We start from the raw sequence: 19,728 nt of genomic DNA on the forward strand, positions 1-19,728 counted from the left end.
CGCTGTTGCATTCCGTTGCAACCTCAGTACTAAGCGCTGATGGACGAAATCAAGGCAAGGATGTCACAACGCATGCGCCGGCTGGGGATAGCGCTTGCCATCATCGCGTGTGGCGTGGCTTTGAGGCTCGGCGGCTATGAGATCGGCCTGCCGTATTTTCTGGTGAAATACGGTGGTTCGACGCTCTGGGGCGGCATGGTCTTCTTCCTCTTCGCCACCCTGTTGCCCCGCCAGCCCCTCGGTCGCCTGGCGATCCTGTCCGTCGTGGCGGCGACCCTCATCGAATTCACCCGGCTCTATCACACACCCTGGCTCGATGAATTCCGCCTGACATTGGCGGGCGCTCTCCTGCTCGGGCGCATCTTCTCCTGGTGGAACATTGTCGCCTATGCCGTCGGCATTGTGATCGCTGGCCTGCTCGAGAACCGCCATTTGGCCCGCGTCAGCAGGCTGCCTGGCTAACGCGCGGCTCTAGATGCGTGTGGTCAGGTCGATCAGCCACTCCGGCGAGTTTTCCAACATCCAGATCTCGATTGTCTTGTCGAAGCCCGAAACCACGAGTGCGCCTGTGATGATCAGCAGCCCGCCCATCAGGCTCTTCCCCGCCTGACCCAGCGTCAGCAGACGTTGACGCGACCGCGCAAGCGCCTCGCGAGACAACACGCCGATCAGGAGCAGCGGCAGAGCCGCACCGAGACCGAAGGCGACCATGGTCGTCGTCACCTGCAGCAGGTTCTCGCCACGGGACGCCATCAAAGAGGCAGCCCCCAGAGTAGGCCCGACACAGGGGCTCCAGACGGCGCCAAGAAGCAGGCCGACCAGAAACTGCCCCTTGAGACCCTTGTCGTCGACCTGGCCGAAGCGTGACTGCGACCAGGCCGCGACCGGTCCGGCGGCGGCAGCCACCCGGTGCTGAGCGATCGGCACGATGAGAACCGCGCCGAACAGGATCATGATGATGCCGGCCACCATCCGGAAGACAGTGAAGTCGAGGCCGACCGAGAAGCCGACCAGCGCGACGAAGAGGCCGATCGTCACGAAGGAAAGCGTCAGCCCCGCCGCAAGCGCGACGGGTCCGTAGCGATGACGGTTGATCGCTGTTCCCAGAACAATCGGAATGAGCGGCAGTGTGCAGGGATTGAGAAGGGACAGCACGCCCGCGAGAAAGGCAAGCAGAGCGCTGCCCAGCATGGCATCATTGTCCCAGGGTCGAGGCGAAGAGCTGTTCGACCGAGGCCGGGTTCGTATCCGCGACACTGCGGCCCGTCTCGTCTGCACCCTTGAACGCAATCAGCGTCGAGCGGTTCTGTGCCCCAAGACTGCGCATCTCGTCCTTTTGCTTGTCGTAGTCGAGCTTCAGGACGAGGACGTCCTTGAATTCCGGCTTGGCCGCCAGCGTGTCGATGATCTTGGTCTGGGCCCGGCAGGTGCTGCACCAACTGGCTGTGACGTCGACGACCACCGATTTACCCTCCGCTTTGGCAGCTTCGAGGGCCGAAGCTTGGAAGGGCGCGATCTCGAGGGCACTGGCAACACCAGCCGTGGCGAGCATCACGGCACCCGCAAGCGCCGCACTCCATGTCTTTCGAAGGCTTCTCATCGGACTCACCCCTTGTTTGTCGATTGTCGAAAAAGCTGTCAGGCCCGCGTCGCCGCCATGCGCTTGGCCCGCCGCCGCTCCATGATCTTCGGCCGCACCAGCCGGTAACCGAGCAGTAGGATCGTGACCGTGATATAGAAGGCCGCCTCTGGATCGATCACCTTCAGCGACAGTGCATAATGCAGGATCGCCACGAGCAGGATCGGATAGGTCAGCTTGTGCAGTCTGTTCCAACGCGGACCGAGCCTTCGGATCGACCACTGGTTGGAGGTCAGCGCCAGCGGAATCAGCATCAAAAGTCCCGCCATGCCGAGCATGATGTAGGGACGCTTCAGGATGTCGCCGGCGATCGACGACAGGATGAGCCCCCGGTCGAGCGTCAGGTACACGGCAAAATGCGCCAGCACGTAATAGAACGCCAATAGCCCAAGCGCGCGCCGATAGGCGATCAGATTGATCCCGAACAGATCCCGCAATGGCGTGACCGCAAGCCCGAGGCAGAGGAAACGGAAGGCCCAGAGCCCCAGCAGATGCTCGAAGGCGCGCACGGGATCGGCGCCCAGGCCGCCATAGATCCCGAGATAGAAGGCATAGAGCCCCGGCATCAGCCCTATGGCATAGAGCGCCCAGATGGCCGCCGGCTTGTAGCGGGCGGGCAGGGCCGGGAGTGCGAGCGTGGCCATCAGTAGAACTTTGTCAGGTCCATGCCGTCATAGAGACTTGCGACCTCGTCGGCATAGCCGTTGAACGGCAGGGTATCGATGCGCGCTCCGCCGAACAGGCCGTCGGCCTCGCCGATCCGCCGCTCGGTCGCCTGGCTCCAGCGCGGATGATCGACGGCCGGATTGACGTTGGCGTAGAAGCCGTATTCCGACGGCTGAAGCAGGTTCCAGGTCGACGCCGGCTCCTCTTCCGTCAGCGTGATCTTGACGATCGACTTGATGCCCTTGAAGCCGTATTTCCACGGCACGACGAGCCTGATTGGCGCACCGTTCTGGTTTGGCAGCGTCTCGCCGTAAAGACCGGTCGCAAGGATCGCCAGCGGATGGCGAGCCTCATCGAGGCGAAGGCCCTCGCGATAGGGCCATTCCAGCGCCTGGAAGATGCCGGCCTGGCCCTGCATCTCCTCAGGCCTCACAAGCGTCTCGAACGCCACATATTTCGCCGAACCCAGAGGCTCGACCCGGTCGAGCAAGGCCGAGATCGGGAAGCCGATCCACGGAATCACCATCGACCAGGCTTCTACGCAGCGCATCCGGTAGACGCGCTCTTCCATTGGAATCTCGCTCATGATCGTTTCGATGTCGATCACCTGTGGCTTGGCGACCAGTCCGCCCACTTCGATCGTCCAGGGCCGCGTCGTCAGAGACCCTGCATTGCGCGCCGGATCTTCCTTGCCCGTGCCGAACTCATAGAAGTTGTTGTAGGTAGTCACGTCCTCTTTCGAGGTCAGCTTCTCGTCGAGCTTGTAGATGCTGGGTTTGGCGGCCAGTGGCGCCGCCAGGGCTGGTGCCCCGAGCCCGGCCGCGGCGAGCCCGCCGGCCGCCACACCCATGAAATGTCGTCGCTTGAGATAGAGCGACTTTGGCGTGATCTCGGAACTTGCAATCTTCGGCGGATGGTAGACCGGCATGGCAGACCTCTTGAGGCTTTCTCTGTCACTCTAAAATAGAAGACGGGAGCATAGAGACCAGAGTTTCATCATCTGGAAAAGAAGTCCGACAGGAACAATTTCGTGTAGGTCCGCGCAGGCAGGCGCGTGTAAGGATCGGCGTCGTTCGCCGACACGCGTCAGCCGCACCAGTTCTGCTTGTGCCCTTCCCATCGATGGGCGATGCCGCGTGCAATCATATTGTCGCCGACGGAGCGTCCGTCCTGCAGGACCACCCGAAGCTTTCGGCCATACCGATCGGTGTCGCGACGCTCCCGGCGCTCCATAACGAGATCGCCGCCATTGAGGGCATCAAGCAGCGCGACCTGTGCCTCGAGCCCGAGCGCGCGTTCCCGCTCGCAGGCAGGGCGCCCGATCTCCGGCGTGTTGATATCCGAGATCCGGTATTTCACCGCCCGGTACCAGAAGGTGTCGCCGTCGACGACGCAGTTGATCCGCTGCGCCCCAGCGCAGGTGACGAAGCGGCCCTCGATTGGCTCCGAATGGGGGGCGACTGCGCCGGTTATGGCGTAGTCGATCAGCTTGTTCGATGCCGGGACGACAAGATAGGAATAGGGAAGCTTTTCGAAATGAATGGCGGCCAGCACCGCAAGGCAGGCCATCATCAGGATGCGGCGCATCCGATAGAGTGCCTTGAACGGGTTCCAGCGCGGCGCAGGCTCGGGATTGAGCTTCTGGCGAGCATCTTTCAGCAGAATCACGCGGGCAGGTTTCCGGGTCATCATGACTCCCCTTTCCGCGGTAAACTCTAATAAACACATCTTGCCGCAGGCTTAAGCCGATCACTCAAATGCGAACGAAGTCGCACGCTCCGTGAGCCCAAGGCGTACCGATTTGCCCTTGGATGCTAGTGACAGGTGAGGGGACATGGCTTAGACCAGTTCCAAAATGGCCGCCTTGCCTTGGCGCCGAGGGTGCAGGCATGGCGGCGAACAAGCCATCGAGGTGACACCCATGCCCGTCTATCGTTCGAGAACCACCACCCACGGCCGCAACATGGCCGGTGCCCGCGGCCTCTGGCGCGCGACCGGCATGAAGGACGGCGATTTCGGCAAGCCGATCATCGCGGTCGTCAACTCCTTTACCCAGTTCGTGCCCGGCCACGTCCACCTGAAGGACCTCGGCCAGCTCGTCGCCCGTGAAATCGAAGCCGCCGGCGGCGTTGCCAAGGAATTCAACACCATCGCCGTCGATGACGGCATCGCCATGGGCCATGACGGCATGCTCTATTCGCTGCCGTCGCGCGAGATCATCTCCGACTCGGTCGAATACATGGTCAACGCCCACTGCGCCGACGCCATGGTCTGCATCTCCAACTGCGACAAGATCACGCCCGGCATGCTGTCGGCCGCCATGCGCCTCAACATTCCCGCCGTCTTCGTCTCCGGTGGCCCGATGGAGGCCGGCAAGGCGATCCTGCAGGGCCGCAAGGTCGCACTTGATCTTGTCGATGCCATGGTTGCCGCGGCCGACGACAGCATCTCCGATGCCGATGTCGATGAGATCGAAAAGGCCGCCTGTCCGACCTGCGGCTCCTGCTCCGGCATGTTCACCGCCAATTCGATGAACTGCTTGACCGAAGCCCTTGGCCTGTCGCTGCCCGGTAACGGCTCGACGCTCGCAACCCATGCCGACCGCAAGCGCCTCTTCGTCGAAGCCGGCCACCTGATCGTCGACATCACCCGCCGCTATTATGAACAGAACGACGAAAGCGTTCTGCCGCGCAACGTTGCCTCAAAGCAGGCTTTTGAAAACGCCATGGCGCTCGACATTGCCATGGGCGGCTCGACCAATACGGTCCTGCACATCCTGGCGGCTGCCCATGAAGGCGGAATCGATTTCACCATGGACGACATCGATCGCCTGTCGCGCAAGGTGCCCTGCCTGTCGAAGGTTGCCCCTGCCAAGCAGGACGTGCACATGGAAGACGTCCACCGCGCCGGCGGCATCATGCGCATCCTCGGCGAACTCGATCGCGGCGGCCTGATCAACCGCGATTGCCCGACCGTGCATGCCGAAACCCTCGGCCATGCCATCGACCGCTGGGACATCACCCGCACCAATTCCGAAACCGTGCGCGAATTCTTCAAGGCCGCCCCCGGTGGCGTGCGCACCACCCAGGCCTTCTCGCAGGCCTCGCGCTGGGACGATCTCGACACCGACGGCGAAAAGGGCGTCATCCGTTCCGTCGAACATCCCTTCTCAAAGGATGGCGGTCTCGCCGTTCTCAAGGGCAACATCGCGCTCGACGGCTGCATCGTAAAGACCGCCGGCGTCGATGAATCGATCCTGAAATTCTCTGGTCCCGCCCGCGTCTTCGAAAGCCAGGATGCCTCGGTGAAGGCGATCCTGTCGAACGAGGTCAAGGCCGGCGACGTCGTCGTCATCCGTTATGAAGGCCCCAAGGGCGGCCCCGGCATGCAGGAAATGCTCTATCCGACGAGCTATCTGAAGTCGAAGGGCCTCGGCAAGGTTTGCGCCCTGATTACCGACGGCCGCTTCTCTGGCGGTACCTCCGGCCTCTCGATCGGTCACGCATCGCCGGAAGCAGCTCAGGGCGGCGCGATCGGTCTCGTCCGCGAGGGCGACATCATCGACATCGACATCCCCAACCGCACGATCAACCTCGTCGTCGACCCGGCAGAGCTTGAACGTCGCCGCGCCGAACAGGACGCCAAGGGCTGGTTCCCCGAAGAAAAGCGCAAGCGCAACGTCACGACCGCGCTGAAGGCCTACGCCGCCTTCGCCTCGTCCGCCGACAAGGGCGCCGTGCGTCAGTTGCCGGAATAAGCTTCAACGGCCCTGCTACCTGCAAAATCAAAGACCCGCCGGATCGCTCCGGCGGGTCTTTTTCATTCCTGTTTGTCTGTGAACTCTAATCCCGCCAGGACGCATCTTCCTTATCCAGGCACGATTTCAGATAGGCGAAATGCTTCTCCGCCATGCCGCGATAGGGGATCCAGCCGTCTGACGTACCTTGCGCTATCTCGTCCGACAGCACCGCGAGCGGCTTGCCGGTCGAGAGCGCCAGCACCATCGTCTGGGCTGCCTTCTCGAAGAAATAGAGATCCTCAAACGCATCCGCCACCGTCTCGCCGGCAACCGACACGCCGTGATTGCCCATGACCAGAACCGACTTGCCGCGTATCATCTCGACAAGCCGCTCGCCTTCTTCCGCCGCATCGGCGATCCCGCCGAAGTCGAGGTCGTAGCCGATCCGACCGAAAAAACGTGCCGTGTTGTTGTCGAGCGGCAGAAGCGTCGGGTCCTTGAGGCAGGAAAGCGCCACCGCATAGGGCGAATGGCAATGCAGGATCACGCGTGCCTCCGGCAGCATCCGGTGCAGCGTGCCATGTACGGTCCAGGCTGAAGGGTCGGGGGCATTCGGTCGGTTCATCACATCGGGATCGTCGGCATCGAGCAGCAGCAGATCGCTCGCCTTGATCGTCGCAAAATGCTGCCAGCGCGCATTGAGAAGGAACTTGCGCCCATTCGCCGAGACCGCCGCGCTGAAATGATTGCCGACCGACTCGCTCCAGCCAAAGCGATGGCAGAGCCGGAAGGCAGCGGCGAGATCCTGACGCAGCGTGGTCAGCGCCGCATCGTCGAGCATATCGTTTCCGGAAGCTGCGATATTCATGTCTTGAACCGTCCTTCCGTCGTCAGCGCGCGGTAGGTCGAGCGCATTTCCTCGCGATCGGCATAACAGCCGCGCAGATAGCGATCGCCGCTGGTCGCCGAATAGGCCATGCGGCCATGCACGATGCGGTGGTTGTCGAACACCATGCAGTCACCCGCCTTCATCAGGAAGCGCATCATGAACTTGTCGTCCTGCAGCATCTTCCCGAAGCGACAGAAGGCCGGGTAATAATCGTCGAGCACGGTCTGCGGCAGATCGAACATGTCGGCCATGTGCTGGCTGATCGTCAGCCCCGAGACCTCGCCATGTTTGTCGAGCTCGATCACCCGCTGCCGCGAGCGCATGTCGTAGGTGTCGTGCTCGCAGAAGAACGGAATGTCGATTTCCGACAAGAGCTTGAACCCCTCGGGATCAATCTCTCTGTAAGCATTCGCCACCGCCACACCGTCCGAATAGATGCTCATGCCGCCTTCGACGGTATTGGCCCGGCAGTGCAGGAACTGGATGCCCGGCGCATGCTCCTCGGCCGGCGTGTCGGTATGCAGCTCCAGCGCCTTTGCCGTATAGGCCGTGTTCGTCGGGTTGATATGCGTCTTCACGTCGAAATATTCGCCGAAGAAGGTCGGTCGCACATGGCCCATGAGCTTGACCGTCTCGGTCAGCCCCTCGTGGCTGTCAGGCATGTCCGTCACGATCGTCAGCCCCTCGACGATCATCGCCTCCAGCCATTCCGCCACCTTCTTCGGATCGCGCATCAGCTCCGGCTGCGAGAAGCGGGGGATCTCGGGATAGTGGTCGCTGAACCAGGCCTTGCGCGGCAGGTCGGCCGGGTCGGGCCGATGTTTGCCCTCGGTATAGAGCGCCAGCAGCGACAGCGGAAAGCGCGACACATGGTTCTCGCCCGCCCAGCGGATCACCAGCATCCCGTCCTCGATCCCGGCGCTATCGGCACGGGGTGCCGCTGACAGGTGGAAGATGTCGAAGCTGCGCTCGCGCGTTGCGCTGTCGAAGGAGGAGGGGCAATTGTCTCGCAGCCAGTAGTAATTGAAATAGGCCTGCCCACCCTCGGAAAGCGGCAGGTGAAGCCCCTTATCAGCCAGCGTGACGGCCCCGGTCGCTACATGCATGTTCACAGCGGTTTTCCTTAAGTCTGGATGGCGGAGATGGGGATCTGATTTGACGATCATCATCCGTCTTTGCATGCGAGACCAGAGCGATTATGCTTATGCTGAGTTAAGCTGGAGGTTAAGTTGAGCCGTCTGCCACCCTTGCGCCTTCTGACCACGTTCGAGGCCGTCGCCCGGCTCGGCTCCATGCGCGAGGCAGCAAGCGCCTTGAACGTCACCCAGCCCGCCGTGACACAGGCCCTGAAAGCGCTGGAAGATCATGTCGGCGCCATCCTGATCGATCGCTCTACCCGCCCGGCCAGGCTCACCGAACCCGGCCAGCAACTCGCCCGCGCCACCCGCGATGGCCTCGACCTGATTGCCGATACGATCGAGGAGATCCGCACCAGCACCGGCCTCGAGGATCAGCGCCTCACCGTTGCCTGCACCATGGGTTTTGCCACCCACTGGCTGATGCCGCGCTTGAGCGATTTCTACGCCGGCCATCCCGGCTTCTTCGTCAACGTCCAGGTCCCGCCCACCGACTTGCCGCAGATGTGGCCCGGCACCGACCTCGTCCTACGTTACGGTCGCGGCACCTGGACCGACGGTGAGACGCTGCGCCTGTTCGACGAGACCGTATGCCCCGTCGGCCGCCCGGCTCTGGTCGAAAGCCTTCTCGCAAACGGCGAGGGGCTGGACGCTGCCCCGCTGATCCATGTCCGCACAGTGGAAGCGCGCCACTGGGAAGGTTGGACCGACTATCTCGCCCGCCGCGACCTGCCCAAACCGCGCGGCCCGTCCCACATCTTCGACAACTACGTCCAGGCCGTCCAGGCAGCCCTCGACGGCCGCGGCCTGATGCTCGGCTGGCGCTCGATCACCGATACCCTCGTCGCTGACGGCAGTCTGAAACCCTGGCCCGATGGCGCCCTCGACCTCGGCACCGCCTATTTCGCCACGGTCGCACCGGCGGCTACGAAACGCCCGGCGGTCAGGGCTTTCGTGGCATGGTTGGGGGAGGGGTCGGAGGGCGGTGCGACGAGAGGTGAAGAGGATAGGGAGTTAGGCAAATAGAAAAATAGCCGATCGACAGGTTCCGGAGGTATGCGTCACGGAGCCGGCTGCGTTTCCCGAAAACTGTCCAGCGCCGTTATCCTTTGCCACCAATCACCGAGGTTGCGGTGTTCCGCAAACATCTCGCGAAATTCCTTGACCTCGAGCGCATAGTCGATCATCGGCGCCAGATAGAGATCCGCCAGCGTCAGCCTGTCTCCACACATCCACCGTTGATCGGCAAGCAGACCGGCGAGTACGGCGAGCGATACCAATGCAACGTCGCGAGCTTTCTCTACGCGACCTGCATCCGGGGTTTCGCCGCGCTTCGGCTTTTCGATGCATTCCACATAAAGCCCCCAGACCAACTGCTGATAAAGATAGCCGTCCGCAATGCTAATGATCTGGTTCATCCGGGCGCGCATTTTCGCATCGGCAGGCTGAAGCGCCGGCCCGTCGAAGGCCTCGTCGATATAGCGGGTTATGGCGCCGGTCTCATAGAGGTGAAAATCGCCGTGTTCTAAGGCCGGGATCTTGCCGAAGGGATGGCGGGCCAAGTGGGCGTCGCGCCTCTCGTCTTTCGCAAAGATGTCGAGCGGCACCAGGCCATGCGACACGCCTTTTTCCAGAAGAGCAAGGCGGGCGATACGGACGTAAACGCTGTAATCGGCGCCGTAGAGCTGAGGTCGTTTTCTGCTGGTAGGCTCCGTCACCTTCGCTCCTCATACAGCCAATTCGGATGTGTGTGAACCAATCAAAACACCCGAAGCGCGGACCTCTCGATATCGGCCCTGAGCATGGGGTGCAGGCTATGTCGTGAGATCGATCGCGATCGAAGTTCCTGCTTCAGAAACTGCTGGATGCCGATGAGTTCGATCAGGGAAAATTTCTGGGCTGGATGATGATGAATGAGCAGGTCCAGATCACTTTCTGGTGTCGCCCGCCGTCGAACCGAAGATAAAGAGCGAGGCCGCCCGGTACAGTGGGGGCAAGCGACTTGTGCCGCGTGATGGCTTCAACCTGTTTCATGCGTGGATGTTAGCATAAGGCATTTTGCCCGTCACTTTGGCCGCTGCACATCCTGATACACCGTCGCCAGTTGCGCCATCCGCGCCGTATAAGCAGCCGTCAGGCAGGCGACGTCGCCCTTGCATTCGCCGCGCTTGGTCAGCCACTCGATCTGCTGGTCCTGCAATTCGCCCCGCGCGCCCATGGCAAGCAAGCCAGAAAGAAGCTCGAAGGTGGTGACCATCTTCACATCCATGTCGTTCAGCGACAGCGTCTCGCAGATGGCCGTCTCGTCCTCGGCAAGGTCGGGCTTCTGGCAGTCGAAACTTGCCGCGTGGGCGGGAAGTCCGCCCACCAGAACGGGGCCGGCTAGAAGTGCAAAAAGGATGGAGCGCACGGCTGCGGTTGTATCGGACATGGTCACCTCGCTCGGTTTTAACGTGCCGAAGCAACGCCCGCAGCCGGCCCATCGTTCCATGCAATCCGTGCATGTCAGCCTCTCACTATCCGGTGAAAATCCGCAAAAGGTCCTGTCATTGCCAGCCGCAATCCCTACCTTTACCACCATGAACAGAAGAACCCTCCTAGCCGCCGCAGCCACCGCGCCCTTTCTTTCCGTATCTCGCGCCTTTGCCCAATCGGCAGAGCCCGCCGTGACGGTGCCTGCCGATGAGACGCCGCCGCCCGCCAATCTCGATGTTATCCGCCCCCGCATCGCGACGCTGCTCGAAGAAGCGCGCAGGCTGGATACACTGGAAACCGTCATTGTCACCCGCAATGGGGAGACGCTGGGCGAGCGCGCCTATGGCAACAACTCGCTGACCGGCTCCACCAACATCAAGTCCGCCTCGAAATGCGTCGTCTCGGCGCTGGTCGGCATTGCCATCGACAAGGGCCTGCTGGAAGGCGTCGACCAGCGCATCGAAACGGTCTTGCGCTCGGAATTTCCTGCCGATCCCGATCCCCGCCTGTCGCAGATCACGATCGGCCACCTGCTTTCGATGCGCGCTGGCCTTGATCGTATGTCCGGCCCCAATTACGGCCGCTGGGTTGCGAGCCGGAACTGGACCCGTTTCGCGCTTGCCGCCGATTTCGTCGGGGAGCCCGGCAGCGGCATGCTCTATTCGACCGCTTCCACCCACCTGCTTTCGGTCATCCTGACCAAGGTGTCGGGCAAGCCGACGCTGGCGCTTGCTCGTGAATGGCTGGAGCCGCTCGACGGTTTCCGCATCGGCTCCTGGGACCGCGACCCCCAGGGCTACTATCTCGGCGGCAACCAGATGGCCATGACGCCGCGCTCGCTGCATGCCTTTGGAGAGCTCTATCGACGGGGTGGCGTCACCGAGGACGGCACCCGGTTGATCTCCGAAGCCTGGATCCGCGAAAGCTGGATCCGCCGCACCAACTCTGTCTTTAACGGCGATGGCTACGGTTACGCCTGGTTCCTCAAGGAAATGGCCGGCGAGCAGGTCAATTATGCCTGGGGTTACGGCGGCCAGATGCTCTACATCGTTCCCAACCTCGGCTTGACCGTCACCATGACCTCGAATGAAAGCGCTCCATCGGCACGCACCGGCTACCGGGACGAGCTTCACGGCCTGATGACACGCATCATCGAAACCGTCAGCACTTGAGGCCGACGCGCGTTATCCCCATCTGCGATACACCTTCCTTGGTTCTGCCTATTTGACGGCGCACGAACCGGGTCTAGAACGTCCATATCGCATGAAGGATCTTCGCATGCCGCGCTTCGACTGCCTCAAACCTGTAGCTGTCATCATCGCCCTGATCGCGCCGGTCGCATCGCCGGCGCTTGCCCAGGACAAGGCGGTGCCGAAGAGCCAGATCGAGATGCAGCTCTCCTTTGCGCCGCTGGTCAAGCAGGCGCGGGGCGCCGTCGTCAACGTCTATGCCGAGCGTCTGGTGCAGACCCGCTCCAGCCTGTTTGCCGGCGACCCCTTCTTCGAACAGTTCTTCGGCCAGCGCATGCCGAACCGGACCGAAAAGCAGTCTTCGCTCGGCTCCGGCGTCATCGTAGAGGCGGATGGCGTTGTGGTCACCAACAACCACGTCATTGATGGCGCCGACGACATCAAGGTGGCGCTCGCCGATGGTCGCGAGTTTCCGGTCAAGGTCGTGCTGAAGGACGACCGGCTCGATCTCGCGGTTCTGAAATTCGAGACTAACGAGGTCATGCCGACGCTACCGATCGGCAATTCCGATGCGACCGAGGTCGGCGATCTTGTGCTGGCCATCGGCAACCCCTTCGGTGTTGGCCAGACGGTGACCTCGGGCATCGTCTCGGCGCTCGCCAGAAACCAGGTGACGGAAGGCGATTTCGGCTTCTTCATCCAGACCGATGCCGCGATCAATCCCGGCAATTCGGGCGGTGCCCTCGTCAACATGAATGGCGAGCTGATCGGCATCAACACCGCAATCTTCTCGCGCGGCGGGGGCTCCAACGGTGTCGGCTTCGCCATCCCTGCCAATCTCGTGCGCGTCTTCCTCGATGCAGCCGATCGCGGTGAAGCGAGCTTCGAACGTCCTTACGTCGGCGCAAGCTTCGAGCCTGTGACCTCCGATGTCGCTGAAGCGCTTGGTCTCCAGACCGTACGTGGCGCGCTTGTCGTTAGCGTCGTCGAGGGTGGCCCGGCAGAGAAGGCAGGTCTTAAGCCGGGGCAGGTCGTGACCGCAGTCAACGGCGTCCCGGTCGAACATCCCGATGCACTCGGCTATCGCCTCACAACGGCTGGCCTCGGCAAGGTAGCCGAACTCACCATCCAGCAGGATGGCAAGCAGGAGGCAATTCCCCTGCAGCTGGCATCGGCGCCCGAAACCCGGCCGCGCGACATCCAGCTGATCGAGGGCCGCAGCCCCTTCGCAGGCCTCCGCGCCGGCAACCTCTCGCCGCGCCTTGCCTATGAGCTGAAAATGCCCTCTGAAGTGACGGGCGTCGTCGTGACCGAAGTCATTCGCGGCTCACCGGCTGCCCGGCTCGGCTTTGCCCCGCGCGACATCGTCGTGGCCGTGAATGGCGAGCCGATCACATCCGTTGATGATCTGCAGACCATGTCCGAGAGCGACCCGGGCTTCTGGCGGGTCGAGATCGAGCGTGGCGGACAGCGAATCCGGCAGATCTTCCGATGAGTGACCTCTTCGCGCCGCAGATGTCAAAGGAAATGGCCGAGCGTCGCCCGCTCGCCGATCGCCTGCGGCCGAAAAGCCTGAGTGAAGTCACCGGCCAGGAACACCTGACCGGCGAGGATGGCGTGCTCGCCCGGATGATCGCCTCCGGCTCGCTCGGTTCGATGATCTTCTGGGGCCCGCCAGGTACCGGCAAGACCACTGTCGCTCGGCTCCTGTCCGGCGAGGCGGGGCTTGCCTTCGAGCAGATCTCGGCGATCTTCTCCGGCGTCGCCGACCTGAAGAAAGTCTTCGAGAGCGCCCGCCTGCGCCGCATGGAAGGCCGCCAGACCCTGCTTTTCGTCGATGAGATCCATCGCTTCAACCGCGCCCAGCAGGACAGTTTCTTGCCTGTCATGGAAGACGGCACCGTCATCCTCGTCGGTGCGACCACCGAGAACCCCAGCTTCGAACTGAATGCTGCTCTCTTGTCCCGCGCCCGGGTCCTCACCTTCAAGAGCCATGATGCCGAAAGCATCGAGACGCTTTTGAAGCGCGCCGAGGAAACCGAAGCCAAGCCGCTGCCGCTGGATGCCGATGCCCGTGCAACTCTGATCCGCATGGCCGATGGCGATGGCCGCGCCTCGCTGACGCTCGCCGAAGAAGTTTGGCGTGCCGCCCGCCCGGGCGAGGTCTTCGACACCGAGGGCTTAGGCAAAATCGTCCAGCGTCGCGCGCCGGTTTACGACAAGGGCCAGGACGGCCACTACAACCTGATCTCGGCCCTCCACAAGGCGGTGCGCGGCTCGGATCCGGATGCGGCGCTCTACTATCTCTGCCGCATGTTCGATGCCGGCGAAGATCCGCTTTATCTCGGCCGCCGTTTGGTGCGCATGGCGGTCGAAGACATCGGGCTTGCCGACCCCCAGGCGCTAGTCGTCTGCAATGCCGCCAAGGACGCCTATGATTATCTGGGCTCCCCGGAAGGCGAGCTGGCGCTGGCGCAGGCTTGCGTCTATCTCGCCACCGCGCCGAAGTCGAACGGCGTCTATGTCGCCTACAAGGCCGCCATGCGCGCCGCCAAGGAGCACGGCTCACTTTTGCCGCCCAAGCACATCCTGAACGCCCCGACCAAGCTGATGAAGGCGGAAGGCTACAACGAAGGCTATCTCTACGACCATGACCAGCCGGACGCTTTTTCCGGCCAGGACTATTTCCCGGAGAAAATGGGCCGCAAGACCTTCTACGATCCGCCGGAGCGTGGCTTCGAACGGGAGATCAAGAAGCGCCTCGACTGGTGGGCGAAGCTTCGCCGTGAGCGCGGCGGCTGATAGCGACTTGCCTATCGTCATTTCAGCTTAAGCTGCTTTTAAGCGCTGTGCTCTAGGCTCCCGGCCGAACAGGGGATCGTGCATGGCGAAAGAGATGGATGGATGGCACATGCCAGGCGCGAACGCCGCGCGGCGTCTTGGCCTGCCGGCCATGGTAAAGCTGTCCTCCATAGTGCTGATCACGCTTTCGGCCTTGTCGCTGCTCTTCATCGGCTACATCGCCTCGCGCAAGGCCGATGATATCGCCGCCGAAAAGCAGACCATGCTGCTGGAGAATGTGCTGCGAGATCGCCAGAGCCTGCTGGCCCGCGACCAGCTGGGTCTGGCCCGCTGGGATCGCTCGGTGAAATACATCACCCTCAAGTTTCACGCCTCCTACGTCATTGAGGAATTCGTCTCTTCGCTCTGGTACGATTTCGGCCATGAGCGCAGTTTCCTGATCGGCCCCGGTGGTCGCGTCTTGATGTCGGCCTGGCAAGACGAGGTGGATCTGACCGCCCGCGATCTGAAACCCGGCGATGATCTGAGGGCACTCGCCGAACTGGCGCTGACCCGCCACCACGCGCATCGCACCACGATCGACGGTGGTTTCGGCCAGCGGCCGGTGCCGACATCGCAAGTGCATGCCATCGCGGCCTTCGGCTTTGCCGAAGTCGACGGAGAGGTCATGCTGGCGACCGCCATGGCGATCGTGCCCGACGACGGCGAGGTGGCGCTGCCGCAAGGCGACCCAGTCATCCTGGTCTCTGCCCGGCCAATCGATGCCGATCTGGTGGCCGATCTCAACTCGCAACTCGAATATGAAAACCTGCAGTTCAACCGCAATGGCGACGGGTTGCTGACGGTGAAAAGCGCCGATGGTCAGGCACTCGGCAGTTTCGACTTCACGCTGTTCAAGCCGGGTGCCGATATCTGGACCATCGTCGTTCCCGCCGTCGTCTTGCTCTGCGGCCTCATGTTCGCCGCAAGCTTCGTGCTCGGCCGCTATATCGGCAGGCTGTCGGAGCGTCTGGAGGAGAGCGAGTGGCGCAACCGCGAGCTCGCCCATCGGGATGCGCTCTCGGGCCTTGCCAACCGCCTCTGCTTCGACAAGGCGCTGCACGAGGCCGCCGATCGGCTGGCCCATGCGCCGTTTGCGGTGATCGCCTGTGATCTCGATCGTTTCAAGGCCGTCAACGATCTGCATGGCCACGGCGCCGGCGACGAGGTCATCCGCGTGGTGGCCGAGCGGCTCCGCGAGGCCGTTGGTGAAAACGGTCTGGTCGGCCGGGTCGGCGGCGACGAATTCGTCATCCTCGTGCATGCCTTCCGCGACCGGCCGCGCTTGTCGATGCTCGCCCAGTCGATCATCGCCTCGGTCTCCCGGCCGATTACGCTCTCGACCGGACCGGAGGTCGATGTCGGCATCAGCCTCGGCTTGGCTATAGCGCCCGAAAACGGTGCAGCCGCGCGGCCGATCATGGCGATCGCCGACCGGGCGCTCTATGCATCCAAGCAAGGTGGCCGGGGACGCTCCTTTTTCGCCGAGGATCTGGTCCCGGAGGACGGGGCGCGGGCGGAAGCCGCAACTCGGGTCGACGCGGCCTGATGATCCCTGCGCGAGCGGCGAAGCGCTCTGTCGCCTTCAGGCGGGCGGTCTCACCGCTGCCGGGCGCATCAGGGGCCGCCGGTCTGATCTTGCTGGTAGAAGAACATGGCCGCGCCGGAACACTCCGCCCGTCTTCGAGCAGAGAGCGGGAGGTTCCACGCCGGGTCGGGAGGCGACGCCAAGACGCAGAGCCGTTTCAGGAGGCCTTTTGTTTTGGCTGGACGGCCGGGGCGGCGATCATCTTGACCTTGGATTCGGCCAGTCCGTGATGGCCTTCCATGTCGACGATCAGATGCCAGTGGCCGCTTTCCGGAATGGCGATCTTCAGCGGCGACTTCTTCGCTACGCCACCCTGGAATTTGTAATCGAGCGTTTCCTTGAAGCGCTGAAAATTGGCCGGCGTCATCAGCCGCACATTGTTCACCGCCGACAGCGTCACTTCGATGATCGTGCCGGCACGCTGTTCCTTCAGGTCGTAATGGGTGAAGCGGAAGGTCGGTTTGGACATTTCGCTTGGGTCTCCGTCCGTCTTTTAATCTATCGTAATGTACCGCAAGGCCGTTAAGGAAGCGTTCGGCGGGCGGGCTCGATAGGTGGGGCAGGGCGGACTTTTTTGGGACGCGGCGTTTATCGGAATGAAAGAGGGTAGGGCTGTCTGTCCTCTCCCCCTTTGTGGGAGAGGTTACAAAATCGAGGGCTTAGCCGATCAGGGCTAAACCTCAGATTTTGTTGGTGAGGGGATCGGTGCTGCGGGCACGGCGAACGGCCCCCCTCACTTGCGATTTCAGATGTTTAGGCGGCTTGCGCTCGCCTAATTCATCGAAATCGCTTTCTCCCCCACCAGGGGGGAGATGGGTTCCGCGGAGGCGTCTCGACGCCCTCATGCTGAGGTGCCCGCGTGAAGCGCGGGCCTCGAAGCATCCTGCGAAGGTGGCCTCGCCCCTTCGAGGCCCTGATGTGTCGGGCACCTCAGGGTGAGGGGAAAACTCATGCCCAAGCTTCGCCGCCGGTCGAGATCAACTCCCTCCGGGTGGGGCATGCTCGCCCTCGGGTTAAACCCGAGGGATCGGACGAGGCGCCAGAAGCAACCTGTCTAAGTAATGTATGTGGCTCCTTCCGGCGCCTCGTTCGGCGTTTTTTCCCGCTGCATGCATCTCTCTGGCAAGGCGGCGACGGTCCTTGGAACTTGCGTTCCAGGGATGACCGGGCGCGGGTCCGGCTGCGGCGTCACCGCGAGATGACGCTTCAGCCTGGCCGGTGGCCCGGGAGGTTCCCGCCGGATGGTGCACCATTCCGACCGGGACCCTCGCCCGGGGGATGGGGCTTTGGCCATTTGCGACCTCACCATCATCCCCGCCGTTTTATCCGCCCCGCCGTCTGGATGTTCGCGACAGCGCTGGCGCCTTGTCTGTGTGCCTCTGAGGCACGTCCTTCCGATCGGGGTATCCAGCTCCGGGGCATCCGACCCAGTCACCTTCGTATCCAGCCCCACGTCCGGAGGGAGACCGTTGCAGCGGGCCGGGGATTTGTGCCTGCGAGAGCACGCCACCCCGGCGCCGGCCCCGCCTCGCCTGACATCGCATCGTCAGGTGTATCCGAGGGCGGGACGGGGATTAGGGTAAAGCAGGGGAAATGGTGGGGGATGAAAAAACATGTCGGGATTTGATTTTGCTCGGAATTTTCTCAAACGCATCCCCCTCGCACTGTGGGAATTGAGAGGTTTTGGGCGGCTTGCGCGGGGCCATCTCCCCCCTTGCGGGGGAGAAAGCGATTTCGATGAATTAGTCGTGGCGCAAGCCACGGCTAAACATCTGAAATCGCAAGAGGGGGGCTTGGTCAGGCTCTTGCCCACGGAACCGTGCCCCTCTCCAGGAAAATCTGAAGTGTAGGCGGCTTGCGCTCGCCTAAGTCTTCGATTTTCCGTCCTCTCCCGCTTGGGGGGAGGTGGGCGGCTCACTTCGGGGTGCAGGTCATTCCATTGCGTTGTGCGTTGCTGATGCAATCGCTCTTGTTAATGTAGCTCTCTGCCGAAGCGCCCACTATCCTGCCGTTGGGTGCCGTCCGTCGCCACCGCCACCCATCGCTTTTGTAGATCTCCCAGGTATCGCCATTCTTGTCCTTACAGCTTTCCATTATGTCCTCCCTCCGAAAGCAGCCTTGATGCCTACCGGATGCCTCTTTCCTTTGCCACGAACCGAGTGCAATCTCTGGTGGTTTTCGAGGGGCTCGAATGACGCATCGCGAGGTTCCGCACCATCACCGCCACTTTGCTCGCACCACGCGGGCAGATGCCACCTGGGCTGAGAACCGGCTCTGGCAGGTGCTGCGGGCGAAACAATTCGGTGGCTTCAAGTTTCGCCGGCAGGTGCCGGTCGACGGCTATATCCTCGATTTCGTCTGCTTCGAGGCGCGGCTGATCGTTGAGGTGGATGGGCATCAGCATGCCGATAGCGAGCACGATGCGCGGCGGGATGCCTGGTTTCGCGCCCAGGGTTTTCGGGTGCTGAGGGTCTGGAATGGCGAGATCGAGGACAATCTCGATGGCGTCTGCAGTTTCATCGTGGATGAGTTGAGGAACACTGGCGAGTGAGGCCCCATCTCCCCCCTTGCGGGGGAGAAAGCGAAATCGAGGAATTGGCCCGATCAGGGCCAAACCTCAGATTTCGCAAGAGAGGGGCACGGTAAGTTGTTTGCCCACGGAACCGTGCCCCTCTCCAGGAAAATCTGAAGTTTAGGCGGCTTACGCTCGCCTAAGCCTTCGATTTTCCGTCCTCCCCCGCATGGGGGGAGGTGGGACCATCCTGCCTACAATATCAGACTTCTGGTGACGGCTGATCTGGCGGTACAGTAGGCTTCCCGCCGCCGCGCTCCTCGATTGAAGCTAGACAAAGCCGTTCCAGATGGGCCATCAGGTCGTTCGCTAAACCTTGATAGGTTTTGGGATCATCGGACCACCGATAAAGCTTCATGTCCTGAAGTGACAGCACTGCAAAGTCGTCTGCCGCATCAGTATTCCGAGGCCAGTTCCGTTGGACCAGTGTTAAAGCTGCAAGAACCAGATGTCGGGAAAGCTTGGTACCTTTTGTGTTCCAGACATGAATGGCCACACGTTTTTGATCAAGCTTGACTACACAATCCGCGTCAAAGCGAACCTTGAATAGTGAGGCTGGGCTTTCGACGATGACGGAGTCACAGTTTGAGAGTGTTCCGGGATTCAGTCTCCGCCATTTAAGGTAACGGATAACCCCGCGCTTGGCAGAATGCCGTTCCGGTACCTTTTTGATCGAGCTTAAAGCCGATAGAAGTTCAGGTGCTGTCTGACTGCCACTATTGAGGTTTTGGAGGGCGAGGCGAAGGCTTCGATGGAAATCATATCCATTCCGTTTCGAAGGTTTGTAGCGCTCACGAATTGCCGATTTTTGGGGTGATTCGTTTAGCGAAATCAGCCGCAAGAATGCGGAGAAACCAAATGTCGGTGTCTTGGACAAGGTGTGTTCCTTTGTTGAAAGTCAGTGCCTGTGCTCGACTCTCAATCCGACTCCTCGTAAGGTAACCTTGTCACAGGGTGAGGAGAGATCTTCGCCTCGCATAAGCACTTAGCTTG

19 protein-coding genes are annotated in these 19,728 nt (G+C 61.9%); 8 read left to right on the plus strand and 11 right to left on the minus strand.

Translation table 11 applies throughout. The features are described 5' to 3' along the window. Positions 1–72: 72 nt before the first annotated feature. On the plus strand, positions 73–462 hold the full coding sequence (locus BW978_RS13775; RefSeq protein ID WP_244551962.1) for a ribosomal maturation YjgA family protein: 390 nt from the start codon (positions 73–75) through the stop codon (positions 460–462). Between the two features lie 9 nt (positions 463–471). On the opposite strand, the gene BW978_RS13780 is transcribed toward BW978_RS13775, so the two are convergent. From BW978_RS13780 to BW978_RS13800, 5 genes are all read right to left on the minus strand, one after another. Beyond that, positions 472–1,191, minus strand: coding sequence for a cytochrome c biogenesis CcdA family protein (locus BW978_RS13780; protein ID WP_076395948.1), 720 nt, complete (start codon positions 1,189–1,191; stop codon positions 472–474). A 4-nt stretch (positions 1,192–1,195) separates the two neighbouring features. Further along, positions 1,196–1,600, minus strand: a complete 405-nt coding sequence (locus BW978_RS13785; protein ID WP_083697590.1) for a thioredoxin family protein — start codon at positions 1,598–1,600, stop codon at positions 1,196–1,198. Between the two features lie 38 nt (positions 1,601–1,638). Then, positions 1,639–2,283 (minus strand): protein-methionine-sulfoxide reductase heme-binding subunit MsrQ, encoded by a 645-nt coding sequence (gene msrQ / locus BW978_RS13790; RefSeq protein ID WP_076395951.1) that lies wholly within the window; start codon positions 2,281–2,283, stop codon positions 1,639–1,641. Then, the gene (gene msrP / locus BW978_RS13795) at positions 2,283–3,233 is read right to left on the minus strand and encodes a protein-methionine-sulfoxide reductase catalytic subunit MsrP (RefSeq protein ID WP_076395953.1); all 951 of its coding nucleotides are present in this window, start codon (positions 3,231–3,233) and stop codon (positions 2,283–2,285) included. Before msrP ends, msrQ begins: the two co-directional genes overlap by 1 nt. A gap of 158 nt (positions 3,234–3,391) precedes the next feature. Further along, on the minus strand, positions 3,392–3,994 hold the full coding sequence (locus BW978_RS13800) for a thermonuclease family protein (protein WP_175616883.1): 603 nt from the start codon (positions 3,992–3,994) through the stop codon (positions 3,392–3,394). Between the two features lie 232 nt (positions 3,995–4,226). Here BW978_RS13800 and ilvD point away from each other — a divergent pair, with 232 nt between their 5' ends. Continuing rightward, complete coding sequence (gene ilvD, locus BW978_RS13805; RefSeq protein ID WP_076395955.1) at positions 4,227–6,062, plus strand: dihydroxy-acid dehydratase; 1,836 nt, start codon at positions 4,227–4,229, stop codon at positions 6,060–6,062. Positions 6,063–6,147: 85 nt separating this feature from the next. Here ilvD and BW978_RS13810 read toward each other — a convergent pair whose 3' ends face one another. Further along, on the minus strand, positions 6,148–6,912 hold the full coding sequence (locus tag BW978_RS13810; protein WP_076395957.1) for a class II aldolase/adducin family protein: 765 nt from the start codon (positions 6,910–6,912) through the stop codon (positions 6,148–6,150). Then, positions 6,909–8,039 (minus strand): TauD/TfdA family dioxygenase, encoded by a 1,131-nt coding sequence (locus BW978_RS13815; RefSeq protein WP_076395959.1) that lies wholly within the window; start codon positions 8,037–8,039, stop codon positions 6,909–6,911. The genes BW978_RS13810 and BW978_RS13815 overlap by 4 nt, the downstream gene beginning before the upstream one ends. Positions 8,040–8,162: 123 nt before the next feature. Here BW978_RS13815 and BW978_RS13820 point away from each other — a divergent pair, with 123 nt between their 5' ends. Next, positions 8,163–9,095, plus strand: coding sequence for a LysR substrate-binding domain-containing protein (locus BW978_RS13820; RefSeq protein WP_076395961.1), 933 nt, complete (start codon positions 8,163–8,165; stop codon positions 9,093–9,095). Between the two features lie 35 nt (positions 9,096–9,130). Here BW978_RS13820 and BW978_RS13825 read toward each other — a convergent pair whose 3' ends face one another. Both BW978_RS13825 and BW978_RS13835 read right to left on the minus strand, forming a co-directional pair. Then, the gene (locus BW978_RS13825; RefSeq protein ID WP_076395963.1) at positions 9,131–9,787 is read right to left on the minus strand and encodes a glutathione S-transferase family protein; all 657 of its coding nucleotides are present in this window, start codon (positions 9,785–9,787) and stop codon (positions 9,131–9,133) included. A gap of 347 nt (positions 9,788–10,134) precedes the next feature. Beyond that, on the minus strand, positions 10,135–10,500 hold the full coding sequence (locus tag BW978_RS13835; protein ID WP_076395965.1) for a lysozyme inhibitor LprI family protein: 366 nt from the start codon (positions 10,498–10,500) through the stop codon (positions 10,135–10,137). 148 nt (positions 10,501–10,648) lie between these two features. Here BW978_RS13835 and BW978_RS13840 point away from each other — a divergent pair, with 148 nt between their 5' ends. The 4 genes from BW978_RS13840 to BW978_RS13855 all read left to right on the plus strand — a co-directional run bounded on the left by BW978_RS13840 (position 10,649) and on the right by BW978_RS13855 (position 16,124). Continuing rightward, positions 10,649–11,716: a serine hydrolase domain-containing protein gene (locus BW978_RS13840; RefSeq protein ID WP_076396531.1), complete on the plus strand. Its 1,068-nt coding sequence runs from the start codon at positions 10,649–10,651 to the stop codon at positions 11,714–11,716. 106 nt (positions 11,717–11,822) lie between these two features. Beyond that, entirely contained in the window at positions 11,823–13,229 is a 1,407-nt protein-coding gene (locus tag BW978_RS13845) for a DegQ family serine endoprotease (RefSeq protein WP_076395967.1), read from the plus strand. Next, a complete protein-coding gene (locus tag BW978_RS13850; protein WP_076395969.1) occupies positions 13,226–14,536 on the plus strand; it encodes a replication-associated recombination protein A in 1,311 nt (436 codons plus the stop codon). The genes BW978_RS13845 and BW978_RS13850 overlap by 4 nt, the downstream gene beginning before the upstream one ends. Before the next feature lie 82 nt (positions 14,537–14,618). Beyond that, positions 14,619–16,124, plus strand: coding sequence for a diguanylate cyclase domain-containing protein (locus BW978_RS13855; protein ID WP_139330529.1), 1,506 nt, complete (start codon positions 14,619–14,621; stop codon positions 16,122–16,124). A 196-nt stretch (positions 16,125–16,320) separates the two neighbouring features. Here the strand turns inward: BW978_RS13855 and BW978_RS13860 are convergent, their stop codons facing one another. Beyond that, entirely contained in the window at positions 16,321–16,632 is a 312-nt protein-coding gene (locus tag BW978_RS13860) for a DUF1883 domain-containing protein (RefSeq protein ID WP_076395971.1), read from the minus strand. 1,722 nt (positions 16,633–18,354) lie between these two features. On the opposite strand from BW978_RS13860, the gene BW978_RS13870 reads away from it, so the two are divergent. Continuing rightward, the gene (locus BW978_RS13870; protein WP_076395975.1) at positions 18,355–18,714 is read left to right on the plus strand and encodes an endonuclease domain-containing protein; all 360 of its coding nucleotides are present in this window, start codon (positions 18,355–18,357) and stop codon (positions 18,712–18,714) included. Between the two features lie 223 nt (positions 18,715–18,937). Here BW978_RS13870 and BW978_RS23355 read toward each other — a convergent pair whose 3' ends face one another. Further along, positions 18,938–19,612: a hypothetical protein gene (locus tag BW978_RS23355; RefSeq protein ID WP_139330531.1), complete on the minus strand. Its 675-nt coding sequence runs from the start codon at positions 19,610–19,612 to the stop codon at positions 18,938–18,940. Positions 19,613–19,728: the final 116 nt, after the last annotated feature.

It is taken from the genome of Rhizobium sp. RU33A, from assembly GCF_900156055.1.
Taxonomy (GTDB): Bacteria; Pseudomonadota; Alphaproteobacteria; order Rhizobiales; family Rhizobiaceae; genus Allorhizobium.

Coding starts and splice junctions, on each gene's coding strand:
- BW978_RS13775 (WP_244551962.1), top strand. CDS start 73: ATGCGCCGGCTGGGGATAGCGCTTGCCATCATCGCGTGTGGCGTGGCT.
- BW978_RS13780 (WP_076395948.1), bottom strand. CDS start 1,191: ATGCTGGGCAGCGCTCTGCTTGCCTTTCTCGCGGGCGTGCTGTCCCTT.
- BW978_RS13785 (WP_083697590.1), bottom strand. CDS start 1,600: ATGAGAAGCCTTCGAAAGACATGGAGTGCGGCGCTTGCGGGTGCCGTG.
- msrQ (WP_076395951.1), bottom strand. CDS start 2,283: ATGGCCACGCTCGCACTCCCGGCCCTGCCCGCCCGCTACAAGCCGGCG.
- msrP (WP_076395953.1), bottom strand. CDS start 3,233: ATGCCGGTCTACCATCCGCCGAAGATTGCAAGTTCCGAGATCACGCCA.
- BW978_RS13800 (WP_175616883.1), bottom strand. CDS start 3,994: ATGACCCGGAAACCTGCCCGCGTGATTCTGCTGAAAGATGCTCGCCAG.
- ilvD (WP_076395955.1), top strand. CDS start 4,227: ATGCCCGTCTATCGTTCGAGAACCACCACCCACGGCCGCAACATGGCC.
- BW978_RS13810 (WP_076395957.1), bottom strand. CDS start 6,912: ATGAATATCGCAGCTTCCGGAAACGATATGCTCGACGATGCGGCGCTG.
- BW978_RS13815 (WP_076395959.1), bottom strand. CDS start 8,039: ATGCATGTAGCGACCGGGGCCGTCACGCTGGCTGATAAGGGGCTTCAC.
- BW978_RS13835 (WP_076395965.1), bottom strand. CDS start 10,500: ATGTCCGATACAACCGCAGCCGTGCGCTCCATCCTTTTTGCACTTCTA.
- BW978_RS13840 (WP_076396531.1), top strand. CDS start 10,649: ATGAACAGAAGAACCCTCCTAGCCGCCGCAGCCACCGCGCCCTTTCTT.
- BW978_RS13845 (WP_076395967.1), top strand. CDS start 11,823: ATGCCGCGCTTCGACTGCCTCAAACCTGTAGCTGTCATCATCGCCCTG.
- BW978_RS13850 (WP_076395969.1), top strand. CDS start 13,226: ATGAGTGACCTCTTCGCGCCGCAGATGTCAAAGGAAATGGCCGAGCGT.
- BW978_RS13855 (WP_139330529.1), top strand. CDS start 14,619: ATGGCGAAAGAGATGGATGGATGGCACATGCCAGGCGCGAACGCCGCG.
- BW978_RS13860 (WP_076395971.1), bottom strand. CDS start 16,632: ATGTCCAAACCGACCTTCCGCTTCACCCATTACGACCTGAAGGAACAG.
- BW978_RS13870 (WP_076395975.1), top strand. CDS start 18,355: ATGACGCATCGCGAGGTTCCGCACCATCACCGCCACTTTGCTCGCACC.